This is a genomic window from Caballeronia sp. TF1N1, assembly GCF_022878925.1.
In the GTDB taxonomy this organism is placed as follows: domain Bacteria; phylum Pseudomonadota; class Gammaproteobacteria; order Burkholderiales; family Burkholderiaceae; genus Caballeronia.
Map to the genome: position 1 here is coordinate 1984857 of NZ_CP084626.1, position 13956 is coordinate 1998812.

Annotated in this window: 16 protein-coding genes and 1 tRNA gene; 9 read left to right on the forward strand and 8 right to left on the reverse strand. The window is 61.8% G+C overall.

Annotated features, from left to right (window positions below; genetic code table 11):
* Nucleotides 1–28: 28 nt before the first annotated feature.
* Together LDZ28_RS09180 and LDZ28_RS09185 are read left to right on the forward strand one after the other, a co-directional pair.
* On the forward strand, nucleotides 29–1219 hold the full coding sequence (locus LDZ28_RS09180) for an amidohydrolase family protein (RefSeq protein WP_244825707.1): 1191 nt from the start codon (nucleotides 29–31) through the stop codon (nucleotides 1217–1219).
* Nucleotides 1216–2520, forward strand: a complete 1305-nt coding sequence (locus LDZ28_RS09185; RefSeq protein WP_244825709.1) for a cyanate transporter — start codon at nucleotides 1216–1218, stop codon at nucleotides 2518–2520. The genes LDZ28_RS09180 and LDZ28_RS09185 overlap by 4 nt, the downstream gene beginning before the upstream one ends.
* On the opposite strand, the gene LDZ28_RS09190 is transcribed toward LDZ28_RS09185, so the two are convergent.
* Entirely contained in the window at nucleotides 2420–2875 is a 456-nt protein-coding gene (locus tag LDZ28_RS09190) for a hypothetical protein (RefSeq protein ID WP_244825711.1), read from the reverse strand. The genes LDZ28_RS09185 and LDZ28_RS09190 overlap by 101 nt on opposite strands.
* A gap of 368 nt (nucleotides 2876–3243) precedes the next feature.
* On the opposite strand from LDZ28_RS09190, the gene LDZ28_RS09195 reads away from it, so the two are divergent.
* A complete protein-coding gene (locus LDZ28_RS09195) occupies nucleotides 3244–3666 on the forward strand; it encodes a CopG family transcriptional regulator (protein WP_244828079.1) in 423 nt (140 codons plus the stop codon).
* A 38-nt stretch (nucleotides 3667–3704) separates the two neighbouring features.
* Entirely contained in the window at nucleotides 3705–4748 is a 1044-nt protein-coding gene (locus tag LDZ28_RS09200; protein ID WP_244828081.1) for a PHB depolymerase family esterase, read from the forward strand.
* Between the two features lie 128 nt (nucleotides 4749–4876).
* On the opposite strand, the gene rpoD is transcribed toward LDZ28_RS09200, so the two are convergent.
* The 3 genes from rpoD to LDZ28_RS09215 all read right to left on the reverse strand — a co-directional run bounded on the left by rpoD (nucleotide 4877) and on the right by LDZ28_RS09215 (nucleotide 7585).
* Entirely contained in the window at nucleotides 4877–6865 is a 1989-nt protein-coding gene (gene rpoD / locus LDZ28_RS09205; protein ID WP_244825713.1) for an RNA polymerase sigma factor RpoD, read from the reverse strand.
* 103 nt (nucleotides 6866–6968) lie between these two features.
* Entirely contained in the window at nucleotides 6969–7184 is a 216-nt protein-coding gene (locus tag LDZ28_RS09210; protein WP_244825715.1) for a hypothetical protein, read from the reverse strand.
* A 119-nt stretch (nucleotides 7185–7303) separates the two neighbouring features.
* Nucleotides 7304–7585 (reverse strand): hypothetical protein, encoded by a 282-nt coding sequence (locus tag LDZ28_RS09215; RefSeq protein WP_244825717.1) that lies wholly within the window; start codon nucleotides 7583–7585, stop codon nucleotides 7304–7306.
* Between the two features lie 347 nt (nucleotides 7586–7932).
* Between LDZ28_RS09215 and LDZ28_RS09220 the strand changes: the two genes are divergently transcribed.
* Both LDZ28_RS09220 and LDZ28_RS09225 read left to right on the forward strand, forming a co-directional pair.
* Nucleotides 7933–8184, forward strand: a complete 252-nt coding sequence (locus LDZ28_RS09220) for a hypothetical protein (RefSeq protein ID WP_244825719.1) — start codon at nucleotides 7933–7935, stop codon at nucleotides 8182–8184.
* Nucleotides 8185–8455: 271 nt separating this feature from the next.
* On the forward strand, nucleotides 8456–9478 hold the full coding sequence (locus LDZ28_RS09225) for a serine protease (RefSeq protein WP_244825721.1): 1023 nt from the start codon (nucleotides 8456–8458) through the stop codon (nucleotides 9476–9478).
* Nucleotides 9479–9632: 154 nt separating this feature from the next.
* Here the strand turns inward: LDZ28_RS09225 and LDZ28_RS09230 are convergent.
* Both LDZ28_RS09230 and LDZ28_RS09235 read right to left on the reverse strand, forming a co-directional pair.
* Nucleotides 9633–9709 (reverse strand) — tRNA-Arg (locus LDZ28_RS09230).
* Nucleotides 9710–9818: 109 nt separating this feature from the next.
* Entirely contained in the window at nucleotides 9819–10649 is an 831-nt protein-coding gene (locus LDZ28_RS09235) for an undecaprenyl-diphosphate phosphatase (RefSeq protein WP_244825722.1), read from the reverse strand.
* A gap of 565 nt (nucleotides 10650–11214) precedes the next feature.
* Between LDZ28_RS09235 and LDZ28_RS09240 the strand changes: the two genes are divergently transcribed.
* From LDZ28_RS09240 to LDZ28_RS09250, 3 genes are all read left to right on the forward strand, one after another.
* A complete protein-coding gene (locus tag LDZ28_RS09240) occupies nucleotides 11215–12117 on the forward strand; it encodes an aldose epimerase (protein WP_244825724.1) in 903 nt (300 codons plus the stop codon).
* Nucleotides 12118–12230: 113 nt separating this feature from the next.
* Nucleotides 12231–12917, forward strand: a complete 687-nt coding sequence (locus LDZ28_RS09245; protein WP_244825726.1) for a peptidoglycan DD-metalloendopeptidase family protein — start codon at nucleotides 12231–12233, stop codon at nucleotides 12915–12917.
* 28 nt (nucleotides 12918–12945) lie between these two features.
* A complete protein-coding gene (locus LDZ28_RS09250) occupies nucleotides 12946–13266 on the forward strand; it encodes a hypothetical protein (protein ID WP_370652024.1) in 321 nt (106 codons plus the stop codon).
* Between the two features lie 38 nt (nucleotides 13267–13304).
* Here LDZ28_RS09250 and LDZ28_RS09255 read toward each other — a convergent pair whose 3' ends face one another.
* Nucleotides 13305–13448, reverse strand: coding sequence for a hypothetical protein (locus LDZ28_RS09255; RefSeq protein WP_244825728.1), 144 nt, complete (start codon nucleotides 13446–13448; stop codon nucleotides 13305–13307).
* Between the two features lie 289 nt (nucleotides 13449–13737).
* Nucleotides 13738–13917: a hypothetical protein gene (locus LDZ28_RS09260; protein ID WP_244825729.1), complete on the reverse strand. Its 180-nt coding sequence runs from the start codon at nucleotides 13915–13917 to the stop codon at nucleotides 13738–13740.
* Between the last annotated feature and the right edge of the window lie 39 nt (nucleotides 13918–13956).

The following is a 13956-nucleotide window of genomic DNA, read 5'->3' on the forward strand; positions in this document are numbered from 1 at the left end:
TGGTCAACCAAACAGGAGGCTCTCGGGTATGGAACCGGCAATCTGGATTATCGGCGCACGGCCGTTCGGCGGCGATGCCGTGGACGTCTGCGTGCGCGCACGCACCATCGACTCCATCGCGCCGCATGGCGAAAAGACGCCTGCCGCGAGCGATACGATCGTCGACGGCGCGGGCATGTTGCTGCTGCCTGGCTTCGTCGAAGGCCACACGCATCTCGACAAGACCACGTGGGGCATGCCGTGGTATCGCAATGCGGTGGGGCCGCTTCTTGTCGATCGCATCGAGAACGAGCGGCGCTGGCGCGCCCAAAGCGGTCACGATGCGGCCGAAGCGTCGCGCGCGCTCGCGCTGGCATTTCTGCATCAGGGCACGACGCGCATTCGCACCCACGTCGATATCGATACCGACGCCGGCCTGCGTCATCTGGAAGGCGTCGCCGCCACGCGCGCCGCGCTCGCCGACGTGCTCGACATGCAGATCGTCGCGTTCCCGCAATCCGGCGTGACGACACGCGCGGGCACGCGCGAGCTGCTCGATACCGCATTGCGAAGCGGCGCGGACGTGCTCGGCGCGCTCGACCCGGCAGCCATCGACGGCGATCCCGCTCTCTCGCTCGACATCACCTTCGCGCTCGCCACGAAGCACGACAAGCCGATCGACATTCACCTGCACGAACCCGGCGATCTCGGCGCCTTCACCTTCGATATGCTGCTCGATCGCGTGAAGGCGCTTGGCTTCGAGGGGCGCGTCGTCGTGAGTCACGCGTTTTGTCTGGGCCAGTTGACCGATGCGCGGCGCCACGCGTTGCTCGAACGCATCGCGCGCCTGAATGTGGCGCTGCTCACCACGGCGCCCGCATCCGTGGCCGTTCCGCCGTTTCGCGAGGCGCGCGCGGCGGGCGTGACGCTCTTCGGCGGCAACGACGGCATCCGCGATACATGGACGCCCTTCGGCTCGCCCGACATGCTCGAACGCGCGATGCTCATCGCGATGCGTTTCGACCTGCGCCGCGACGACGATCTCGCCGCGGTCTTCGCATGCGTATCGAGCGAAGCGGCACGCGGTTGCGGCTTCGCGGATTATGGCCTTGCCGCGGGCATGCGCGCGGACCTCGTGCTCGTCGATGCCGAAACGGTCGCGCAGGCCGTCGCCATGCGCCCCGCTCGCCGCTTCGTGATGTCGAACGGCACGATCATTCCCGCGGACTTCACGCGATGAAAGCACGCGCATCGAACCTTGTCTGGCTGGCCGTGATCGTCGCAATCGGTTTGAATCTGCGGCCGCTGCTCACGTCGATCAGTCCGCTGATGAACGTGATCCTGCCCGCCACCGGCTTGTCGTTTCGTGGCGCGTCGCTGCTCACCGGCCTGCCCGTGGTCGCCATGGGCGTCTGCGCATTCGGGGCGAGCGCGCTGACCCGGGCTATCGGCAATGCGCGTGGCGTGGCTATCGGGCTCGTGGCGATTGTCGCGGCGTGCGCGGCGCGTGTTTTCGCGGGCGAAGCGGCGGCGTTGATCGCAAGCGCGGCGGTCGCGGGCACGGGCGTCGCGGTCATTCAGGCGCTTCTGCCCGGTGTCATGAAAACGCGCTTTGCCGCGCGCCTGCCCTTTGCGATGGGCCTCTACTCCGCATCGATCATGGCGGGCGGCGGACTGGGCGCGAGCATCACGCCCAACGTGGCCGCGCTCGCAAGCTGGCAAACAGGTCTCGCTGTCTGGGCGATACCCGCGCTCATCGCGCTCGCGTTGTGGCTGCTTCTGATGCGCGCGGATGCCTTGCCTCGTCCCGTCGTCACACGCGATACGACTTCTAAGCCTTCGCTCTTTTCGAATCGTCGCGCGTGGGCGCTCGGCGTGTTTTTCGGGCTCGTCAACGGCGGCTATACGAGTCTTGTCGCGTGGTTGCCCGCGTACTATCAACAACTCGGTCAGGGCATCCGCGAAAGCGGCACGCTGCTCGCGTTGCTCACGGTGTTTCAGGCGTCGTCCGCGCTGCTCTTGCCGATGGCGGCCGCTCGCTTCGGACGCGCTCGCGACCGGCGCGCGTGGATCGCAGCCGGCCTTGCCGCTCAACTCGCGGGATTCGGCTTGCTGCTGCACGCGCCGCTCGCGTTGCCCGTTCTGGTCGTGGCGTTGCTCGGCGCGGGACTCGGCGGCGTGTTTTCGCTCACGCTCGTATTGACGCTCGATCACGCCGACGACCCCGAACTCGCCGCGCGTCTCGTCGCGTTCGTGCAGGGCGTGGGTTTCGTGATCGCGGCGGCAGCGCCGGTGATTGCCGGCATCGTGCGCGACGCAAGCGGCGGCTTCGCGATGTCGTGGGCCATGCTCGCGGCGAGCCTCATCGCGATGATCGCGCTCAATGCCGTGTTCGGCCCGCTGAGCTATGCGCGCGCGATGCAGCGTCAGCGTGCGGACTTCAACGCACCGCGTGGCACGCGAAGTATTCGTCGAGCAGATCCGTCATCTGCCACACGGGGCACGGGCGGCGGCAATGCCCGTCGTAGCCCGCTTCCTTGAGACGCCCGAGCGGCTCTTCGGGAAGAAAGCTGCTCATCGCGATGATCAGGCGGCCCGCGTCGTCGTCCTGACGGCGCACTTCGCGCACGAGTGCATAGTTGGCGCAGCCGCCGATGCGCGTATCCAAGAAGACCAAATGCGGTCGCCACTCCTCGACGATGCCCTTGAGCGACGTCGCATCGATGGCAAGCTGCGTCGGAAATCCCTTCAGCTCGAACAACGACACGAGCGATATGCCGAGCGCCCGCTCCGCGTACGCGACGAGCACGCGCCGCGCATCCGGCCGCACCCGCAGCTTCTTGCGATTCCAAAGCGAGCACTGAGCTGGACTGGTTTCGTATGCTCGATTATTCACGTCATCCTCTGGCGACACAGGTTTGCCAGCCGCACACGCGGTGCATCCAATGCGCCATGTTGGGGCGCAAATGCATCCTGGGTGTGCAGCGCAAGTGTTGTACGAACCGGTTAATCCAGCCAAGGCCAGCCAATTTCAGCCGGAGCCTTGGCCCGTGGGGCGTTCGTCGGCGCGGTGAAGCAACGTGAGAAAACATAGGGCAGGAAGCGGGCCAGAACGAATGCCGACCCCGCGCGCAAAACCGCTGAAATGTCTGACTAATTCGCGCTAATCGGGTGAAAAAGCACATATCGTTTTTTCTTGACGTGCTCTCGAAACCAGCCTATAAACATCCATATGGATGGTCAACGGATGGAAGAAACGAACTCATGGCGAGGCAAATCTTGGATGCCGCACGTTCCAAAGGCGGCGAAACGGAAAAAATCACGATCAATCTTGGCCCGGTGGATCTCGGCCAAATCGATCTGCTCGTGGAAGAAGGTTTCTATTCGAACCGCACGGATTTGATCCGTACGGCTATCCGCAACCAGCTCTCGGTGCATGCCGTGGTCGTCAAGGAAACGGCGACGCGGCGCGCCCTCGTGCTGGGACTTCAATACTTCTCGAAGCAGGATCTGGAAGCGGTGCGCGCGGCCAATGAAAGGCTCAAGATTCAGGTACTGGGTCTTGCCAGCATTGCCGCCGACGTCTCCCCGGAACTTGCCCTTGCCACCATCGAATCGATACTGGTTCGCGGTGCGCTGCACGCATCGCCGGCTGTGAAAGCGGCGCTTGCAGATCGAATCCGCTGACCTGCCGATGCAGGCCGGAAACGACTACGGAAAACATGATGAAACTGAACGAAGGATTTCTCGACTCCATGAAAGAGGCGTTCGAACGCTTTCGCAATAGCGACAGCAGCGGCGCCGTCGAAGTCGTCAAGCGCGCGATGCGCGGCGCCACGCACGCAACGCAAGCGTCTGACGCATCGGATGCTTTCGTCAAAGCACCGCCGCAACCAGCGCCCGCCTCTGCACCGGACGCCGAAGATCGCGGACACTTCAGCACGCGGCGCTTCACGGGCGCGGCCGGTCAGCGCGACTACAAACTCTATGTGCCGGCCGGTTATCGCGATGAGCCGTTGCCGCTCATCGTCATGCTGCACGGCTGTACGCAAAACGCCGACGACTTCGCGGCCGGCACGCAAATGAACGCGCTTGCCGACGCGCACGACTGCATCGTCGTCTATCCGGTTCAGCCGCAAAGCGCGAATCCGTCGAAGTGCTGGAACTGGTTCAAGTCGTCGGATCAGCAACGCGACGGCGGCGAACCGTCGATCATCGCGGGAATCACGCGTGAAGTCATGGCGAGTCATCGCGTGGACCCGAAACGCGTCTACGTCGCGGGCTTGTCCGCCGGCGGCGCAATGGCGGCGATCATGGCGCAGCGCTATCCGGATCTCTATGCAGCGGCGGGCGTGCACTCCGGCCTTCCCGTGGGTGCCGCGCACGATCTGCCGTCCGCGCTCGCAGCAATGCGCGGCGGTCAGGGCAACGCCGCGAACCAGCGCGCGGGAGGCGGAGCGCAGTGCTCGTTGATCGTCTTTCACGGCGATGCCGACGCCACGGTGAATTACGCCAATGCCCGCAAGCTCGTCGACGACTTCAGCGCAAGCGGTTCCGACCGCGAGATGCACGACGGCATGGCCGGCGCACGCAAATACACGGTCCAGCGCTTGAAGTCGGCAAACGGGCAAATCGCGGAGTTATGGACCATTCACGGCGCGCCGCACGCATGGTCAGGCGGCAGCACGCGCGGAACCTACACCGATCCGGCCGGACCTGACGCTAGCGCCGAGATGCTGCGTTTCTTCCTCGCGCATCCGAGGAGTTGATCGCCGCGCAACGGTTCGGGCGGCGCAGTCCGCGCGGTCCGGATTCGGGTCTTTGCCGCGACGAGAATCATGACGTCGCTGGCGGGGCTTGAACCAATCGCTTTGCCTCGACACATGTCCCTGACGTTTCAGAGGTCGAGAAACGAGCGCAGCTTGTCGGCGCGGCGGGGATGCATCAGCTTACGTATGGCCTGGCTTTCTATCTGGCGAACGCGCTCGCGCGATACACCCAGATGCGAGCCCAGTTCGCCCAGCGTGAATTCGGATACCGTGTCTATTCCAAAGCGCATGCGCAGCACACGCGCCTCGCGTGGCGAAAGCGCGTTGAGCGCGTCGTCGATGGCGGCGCGCATGTCCGCGTGCACGGCGGCATCGAGCGGCGATTGCGCGTTCGTGTCCTCGATCATGTCGCCGAGCGTGGCGTCGGCGTCATCGCTTGCAGGCGTTTCCAGCGAGATGAGATGCAGCGCAATCTTCTGGATACCGCTGATTCTCTCCTTCGGCAACTCCATGCGTTCGGCGAGCACCGCAGGCTGCGCGGGCCGTCCGGTCTGCTGCATGATCTCGCGTGAAATGCGATTGAGCCTGTTGATGGTTTCGACCATGTGCACCGGAACGCGAATGGTGCGCGCCTGATCCGCGAGCGCGCGCGTGACCGACTGCCGAACCCACCACGTCGCATAAGTCGAAAACTTCCAGCCTCGCCGATATTCGAACTTGTCGACGGCTTTCATCAGACCGATATTGCCTTCCTGAATCAAGTCCAGAAAGTGCACGCCCCGGTTCACGTATTTCTTGGCAATCGAAATGACGAGGCGCAGATTGGCCTCGATCATCTCGGCCTTCGCGCGTCTCATGCGCGACTCGGCCGCGAGCATCTGACGGCTGGTTTGCTTGAGCCTTTGCAACGGCATCGCGGCGCTCGCTTCAAGCTCGATCAGCTTGTGCTGCTCGGTCTGGATGGCCGGAAGACTGCGGTAGAGCGACGCGCCGTACTCATGCGAGTTCGCTGCCGCAGCCGTATTGGCGGTCCACTCGAGATCGGTTTCATGACCGGGAAACGACGCCACGAATTGCTCGCGCGGCATGCCGCAATAATCGATCGCAATGCACGATATGCGCCGCTCGACCATGCGAACTTGCGCGACTCGCTGCTGCATGTCGGCACAAAGACGATCCACGGTCCGGTTGGTAAAGCGAATGCGCGCGAGTTCGGTGCGGATGCTCGTATCTGCAAGCGGTCTTTGGATTGCATCGACAGCCATGCGGTCGAAGGATTTTTCGACACGCGCAAAGATGGCCAGGCTGTCGCTCGTGAGCCGACTCAGCCTTTCCTGCTCGGCGCGGTCGGAGTCTTCGAGACTGGTTTCTTCGTCGGCATCGCTCGGTGCGTTGGGCTCACTGGACTCATTGGACTCATTGGGCGCCTGCGCGAACGGCATTGCGTCCACATCGTCCTTGTCGTCGATGCCATCGACGAATTCATCGATCGACAGCGTGCCCGCCTCGACCTGCGCCGCGCTGGCAAGGATCAGCGAGATGGTCGCGGGGCACGCTGCAATTGCCTGGATCATCTCGTGAAGACTGTCTTCGATACGCCGCGCAATCTCGATCTCCGCCGCGCGCGTCAGCAATTGCTTCGCGCCCATTTCGCGCATATACATGCGCACGGGATCGGTCGTGCGGCCGAATTCGGAATCCACCGTCGACAAGGCGACTTCGACATCCTCGTCGGAGTGGTCCTCGAGCATGGCGACGGCGGTCGCGTCGTTCAGAAGCAGGGTTTCGGTGTCGGGCGCCTGTTCGAAAACCGCGACGCCCATGTCGTTGAAGGTTCGAGCAATGGCTTCGCGCGCGGCTTTCTGCGCGAAGTCGCCGGGAAGATGGTCGTTGATCTGCGCATGCGTGACGAAGCCCTGATCCTTGCCCATCTGGATGAGCGCGCGTATTTCACGCTGCCGCGCGTCGTCTTGTGCGGCTTCGGCGTAGGCATCCGCCGAAACGACGGCAAGCGCCGGCTTGCCCTTGCGCACGCGTGAGGCGCGCGCTTTCTGCATCGTCCTGATGGGATTTTCAGGCAGGTCTTTCGTCGCGTCTTGCTGATTGAAACTGGCCATTCTTTCTCCGCTGCAAGCATGCTTGGCGATGTGAGACGTTAGCCAGAGGCACGAAGGCCTGCGCAGACGGAATCACGGGGTTTCGATAGACCCGATGCGGACACTAGCCGAAGCGAGCGTCGAGCCAGTCTTGCGCCCACTTTTTAGCGAAGGCGACTGCATCGTCACGCGAGTCGAAGCCGGCGAGATCGCCGCTCGACAGGACATCGGATTCGCTGCCGTCCGCGTTGGTGGTGATGATTCGCGCATGCGCCATATATTCTCCGTCGGCCCTGCGCGGTGTTGGGTCGATGCGAAAGCGGGCTCGCGTAATCTCCATGGCGTCTCCTGGTTGATTGCCGTGAGGCGCCCTGGCGTCACAGCTCTTAGCTAAAGCACATTCAGGCTTGCGGAAAAATCATGCAGGCGCGACGTCTCTCGATCTGCTTGATCGATCATTCAGTCGAAGAACGTTCTGTCTTGCGGACATTGATCGATCATCTGTTCCGCATAAGCAGTCGATGCGCGGCGCGCGTCACCCGCGCTTTGAAAAGGCTCGTCCATGCTAAGCCTGAAAACACGACTGCGCGCCACGCCAGTCTCGACTTGCGGTTCCTGGATGCGCACGGCGGCGTCGAATCCCTCGTCGTAGTTATGACCATGACCGGAGTCTGCGGGCCTATGCGAGAAAACGAGCGGATAAATTTCAAGGCCGCGATATAGGCGGAATTCAACTGTCATGGGATGACCTCGCGCCGCCGTGGGCGGCATATCAATGATGGAGCGTGGAGCAATATCGGCGCTGTTCGCGATGTCGGCGACGTCTATGCAACTGACCGCAACGACTGACCGCATTGCACGGTCTCCGATAATAGGCCGATCCCGTCAGGGCCCACCGTGAGAGCAACGTATGCGGTTTTCACACAAAGTCGCGACTCAATCGGCCAAGCCCATCCTACGCGCTTTAGTGATTTTGTACAGCGAAAGTTTCAGTACCGGCCTCAATGATCTTATCTGTCTATCATCGCGCGACCTGCATCGCGCACCCCGCCAAAAAGCGCGCGAACTCACCCGACCGAAAGCGCGTCATGTTCCGCATCTTCCGGTGTCGCGGCTTCGAAATACATATGGCGCTGACGTCGTTTGCGAAAGACTTGTATGACGTGAGTTTGCGGATCAAGCACAGCGGCAACTCGAGTGTGCCCGGGCAGTGCGGCAGCGATCACGCGCGGCTCGTCTTGTCTCATCGCCGAAAGCGCGGGACAAGCCGCTATCGACTTTTTGCCCCGGCCAATAGCCGCGAAGCAGCCGCCCGAAATGTCTTGACCCTGCCGAATTGACTGCGTATCGTCGGCTGGACACGTTTCGAATTTATCTTTTGCCGGCGCGCCTTTGCAGCTTTCTACCCTCCCCTTAAATGCGCTTCTCTTTCTCGGCTTGAACGGTCGACAGGATAATTGGGGAGTACTGATGAATATCGACGCGGTATTTCGGCTTGTCCCGAGTTCACATCGCTGATGCGTGGCGCCGATGTTTTCTTCACGCTTGCTTGCAAACGCGCGGCAAGAAACGCAAAGCGCCATTCGATCACATCACGCCGTCCCGACTCTGATGAATACCGACTCCATTGAACTCTATGTAAGCCCGAACGGCGATAAATGGCTGTTGCATACCGGCGCGGACAAAATGCCCGTGGTTCGACATGTGCCGAATGCCGCATCGGGAGGACGCGTATCCGAGTTATCGCTGGATGCGTTTTTGTCTTCGGGTGAAGCCGCGCCGCAGCGTGACGCTTTGCTTGAACTCGTCGGGAGAATGATTCCGCGCGAGCAACCCGATACGCCCGCCACGTTCAAGCCCGCGGCCGAAGCGCTGCTCCTTACTGCGGCCCGGGTCCGCACGTTCGTGCAAGAGCGTCATCTAACGAATGCGAGTGGCTTTTTCTTTGCTCGCGATCAGCGCCTGTTTCTTGTCACGAGCCGTCACGTCGTCACCGATAAACCGAGCCAGCATTTTCCCGATCGTATCGAGATCGAATTGCACACAGACCGCGACAACCTCGGTGCATCGACGTGGTTCAACCTGCCGTTGTATGCACAGAGCGTGAGTCTCTGGCGCGATGGGTCGGACGACGGCGGCGCGATCGACGTCGCCGTGCTGGAAATTCGTCGCGACCGGTTGCCCGTAACGGCGGTGTTCGAGGCGTTCGGGCCGGAGCATCTTCCCTCGCCCGAAGATGTCATGCCAACGGGCGCGTCCGTGCTGATCGTCGGCTTCCCGCTTGGTTTTCACGACTCGCTGCATCATTTGCCGGTGGTGCGCCAAGGCATTATCGCGTCGGCATTCGGCCTGCGCTTTCAGGGCAAGGGATGCTTCATCACGGATGCACGCACGCATCGCGGAACGAGCGGCGCGCCTGTGGTCATGAGCAATCCGTCGATGGCCAACACGAGCACGGGCGCGAGCTTGCCGTGGGTGTTGCTCGGCATTCATTCATCGACCATCGACATGGGAACAAGAGATGTCCACGCCGATGAAAGCCTCGGTCTCAACAGCGCGTGGTACTCGGACATTCTGATGACACTGACGAGCGATCATCCGCGCGTGGCGAAGGAACCAGCCGAAAAGACATGACTCGATTCGGATCGCCAAGTAAGCATTCCGCTCGCAGCGGATGACGAAGTTCACGCTTGGCGAGTGCGACGAACACAGCGAATGGTCGTCGAAAATACGGCGGGACGATTTGCAAAAAGATGCGCCGAATGCGCTTTGGAACAACCGCTGATTCTGGCCCGCCCTACACGACTCGAACGTGTGACCTACGGCTTAGAAGGCCGTTGCTCTATCCAGCTGAGCTAAGGGCGGTTACGAGGAACCACTTGAGACATGGGCGCGTGGCAGGCCAAGCGAGACCGGCCGCACCCAAGAGAGCGAGGATTTTACCTCAATCCGCAAGCGGCGCGGCCAGACTTGATTACAACGGCTGCGGATGCATCATGAACCATCCGAAGAAGAAGATGCCGGCGATCACGCAATACACGCCGAACGATGCCAGCTTGCCGTGACCTTCGAAATAACGCATCAGGAAACGCACGCTCAGATAAGCCGCGATACCCGTCAGCACGCCGCCGAGCAACGCATCGAAAAGCTGACCGGGCGCGTGAAAGAGCTTCGGCAATTCGAGCACGCCGGCCGCGAAGATGATCGGCGTGCCAAGCAGAAACGAAAACTCCGCCGCCGCTTCAGCCGTCAGGCCCGCGCCGACACCCGCGATGATCGTGAGACCGCTGCGCGAGAAGCCGGGAATCAGCGCGCCGATCTGCGCAAGACCCACCAGAAACGCCTGCTTGAACGTGAGCTTTTCGGGCGCGCGTGCTGCACGGGCGCGTTGCAGCTTGTCGCCGAACCACAGCAACACGCCATTGACGATCAACGCCGCCGCCACGATACGCAGATCGTGAAACAGCGCTTCGAGCCGCTTTTCGAGCAACAGCCCGACGATGCCCGTCGGAATGGTGCCGATGATGAGCGCCCACATCATGTGACCGTCGTCATTGCGGCGACCGCCGAGCGAAGCGAACCAGCCGCCGATCAGCGCGACCCAGCGCTTGCGGAAGTACCACAGCAGCGCGAGCGCGGTGCCGAGATGCAAGGCGACGAGAAACGGCAGCAGTTGCGGCGCGTGCTTGTCGATATGCATGCCGATCAAGCCGGGAACGAGCAGCGTATGTCCAAGGCTACTGACCGGAAAGAGTTCGGTCACGCCCTGCAGCACGCTCAGAAAAATAAGAAACCAGAGAGTCACGCGTCGGTCCTTTTCATGAAAGAGGAAGGAAGACGCGCCGCGGAGTGCTTTCCTCGCTCCAAAGCGCAAGGCCGAAGGCGGCGAGACGAAGATCGAAGGGGATGAGGAAATGGTGCGGCGCGCAAGTCGGGACCGATTATGCACAGCCGTAGTTGGACCGCCAAGCGGAAAACGTACAAACGCGTGCGACAGGCGTCACCGATCGATAAACGTCAGCGAAACCGAATCAATCAGTAATTTATAAGAAAGCGATATCGAATCAAGCCGAAAGAACCTCGACGAGCAGCCGGCGCGCTGCTCAGCCCTTCAGCTTATAAAGAAAGATTGCCGTGCTCGCGCCGAAGAGGCCGAACATCGCGACGCCCATTGCCATCGCCAGATCCATGGTGACTCCCTGTCCGTCTGATTTCCAACATTCGGTTGCTATAACAACACATCGTCAGATGAGACGGCAGTCGCAATTTCCCGCAAAGGGTTTCTCCGTAGGACAAAGCAAGGCAGAATCGTCGGGGTTTCAAGGCCCGTTTTCAGCGCGATCATCATTTCACCGGAGCGTCTTCGCACCATGTCATCTCAACCAGACGTGATTTATATCGAGCGCGATGGCGCCGAAATCTCGCTCGCGCCGAGCGCCGGCGGCCGCCTCATGACGTGGCGAGTGAACGGCGAGCCCGTCATCCACTGGCCCGATGCGCCCGACTGGAGCAATCCGCCCAAGATTCGCGGCGGCAATCCGCTGCTGTTTCCGTTTCTCGGCCGGCATTTCGTCGACGGCGAAATCAACAAGTGGCGCGATCAGGACGGCGTCGTCCACACGCTCTCGACACACGGCTTCGCGCGCGACCTGCCGTTCTCCTGTACGCGCGATGCCGACGGTCACGGCCTGCGCATGACGCTCGTCGACAGCGACGCCACGCGCGCAGGCTATCCGTTCGCGTTCCGCTTCGAGGCAGCGTACCGGCTCGTCGATGCCACGACTCTCGAAGTCGAACTCACGACATCGAATCCCGGCGAAGTGGCGCTGCCCTATTACGCCGGACATCACTTCTATTTCCATCTGCCGCACGATCAACGGGCACAAAGCAGCGTGGAGCTGCCGCGCACCGAGCGCCGGCATCAGTTGGCCGGTGGCGCGATCAGCGAGGCGACGCCTGGCTCGCCGCGCTACTCGCTAGGCGACGCAAGCATCATCGACAACTTTCATTGCTTCACGGGTCCTTCCGATCAGCCCGTGCACCTGAACATGCCGGGCCTGAAGCGCACCGTGAGTTTCGAGCTGCATCAGCCCGATTCGGTACCGTGGTTTGCCGTCACGACCTGGACCGAGGCGGATACATCGGACTTCTATTGCGTCGAGCCGTGGATCGGCTTGCCCGATGCCATCCATAACGGTCTTGGCCTGCGCTGGCTCGCGCCGGGCAAAACGGAGACCGCGCTGCTCAGGCTCGTCGTCACGCGCGCCGACTAAACGTTGCAAACGGCTTTCTGTCAGGGGAAACCCGAAACGGTAAAATCCTGCCTTCGATCCGCCGCGCAAAATTTCAAACGCCCGTCGCGCGGCGGCGCCTTACGAGGTCAGGTTTGCATAAAAGAATCCGCCAGTTCGTTTTTACATCGCTCGTCGCGGCGGTCGTGACGCTTTCCGCTTGCGGCTCCGGTCCGGTTGCGCCCGGTTACTATCGCGTCGAGCGCGGCGATACGGTCACGAAGATCGCGCGCGCCAATCGCACCACCGTCGCCAATCTCAAACGCTGGAACAGCTTGTCGAATCCCGATGCAATCGAAGTCGGACAAGTGCTGCGCGTGGCGCCGCCGGAAGGCTCGGCGACGGCTTCATCGAACGTGGCGAGCACGAGCACACCGAAGAGCGCGGACACCGCACCGGCGACGAAGCCGGGACCGGGCATCACGCTCGTCTGGCCCGCACAAGGCGACGTCATCCGCAACTTCAACGGCAGCAACTCGAAGGGCATCGACATTGCCAATTCAGCGGGAACGCCGATCGTGGCCGCGGCGACGGGCAGCGTCGTCTATGCGGGCAACGGCTTGCGCGGCTACGGCAACATGTTGATCGTCAAGCATAACGAGGACTACCTCACCGCCTACGCACACAACAGGACGCTCTTCGTGAAGGAAGGCCAGACCGTGCAACAGGGCCAGAAAATCGCCGAGATGGGCGATACCGACAGCGACCGCACCATGCTGCATTTCGAGGTGCGTTACATGGGCCGCTCGACGGACCCGGCGCGTTACTTGCCGTCGCGTTGAACGCCGACGGACCATAAGAGGAAGATCGATGATTTCGATGAAGAGAATCCACCCGGGCGCAGTCGTTGCCGCTCTCGCGCTTACCGGCGCGCTCGGCGGATGCGCCCACGGCCCGACCATGACCTACTTGCCATCCGGCGACACGGGCTTCGCCATCAACTGCAGCGGCGGCGATGCGAGCACGAGCTGGGCGGCCTGCTACAAGCAAGCGGGCGAAGTGTGCGGTGCATATGGATACGACGTGGTGTCGAAGGACAATGACAACGGCGCGACTTCCGGTGGCACGGTCGCGGGTATCTTCGGCGCGAACATCAAGAATCGTTCGATGGTGATCCGCTGCAAGCAGTGACGCTTGCATGCGTGCCTGCGTGAGCGCTCAAGGGAACATCACGCGCTCGCGGGCTTGGTCCGGTTGCGCTTTGGCGTTTTCCTGCGCCAGCGGCCGGACAATGGATCGATACGCGCGGCAAACGCAAAGAGGAATGCAAGCGCGAGCGGAGCAACGATAGCGAAAACCGACAGCAGATTCATGGCGAAACCAGAATGCACTAAGTCGTCGGATATTAACCTTGCGGCAAATGTTTCGCTTAAATGTCAGTTAGAAGTTAAGGTCAGTATGGATGACCGACGCGTCGTTCCTACCGCGCAAACGTGTGGCGCCGGCGTATTGAAACTTGCACGCCGTTACGCTCGGAAACAAGCGCACACAGTTGCCGAGGCCAAGCCTCCATAAAATGTCTGCAGCCCGCGCTTCTCTCTGCGCGAACAGTCCGCGCGGGTTAGAAGCGCCGGCGCTCATGCGTCGGCGCTTCGCCTTCTTTCACTTTGGATCGGCCGACGTCGGCGCGATGAGCATCGACGGCGGGGTGTCGTCGGTCGGTACGCCCTTATAGTCGGGCGGGTCTTGCGGCGGATGCTTTTGATTGGCGGGTTCGGTGCATGCAGTCAGCATGAGTGCGAGCGTGGCGGCACCTAGAACGGACACGAAGTTACGCAGCATGAAGTCCCCAAGAAGACGTTAAAACCGACGTCATAAAGA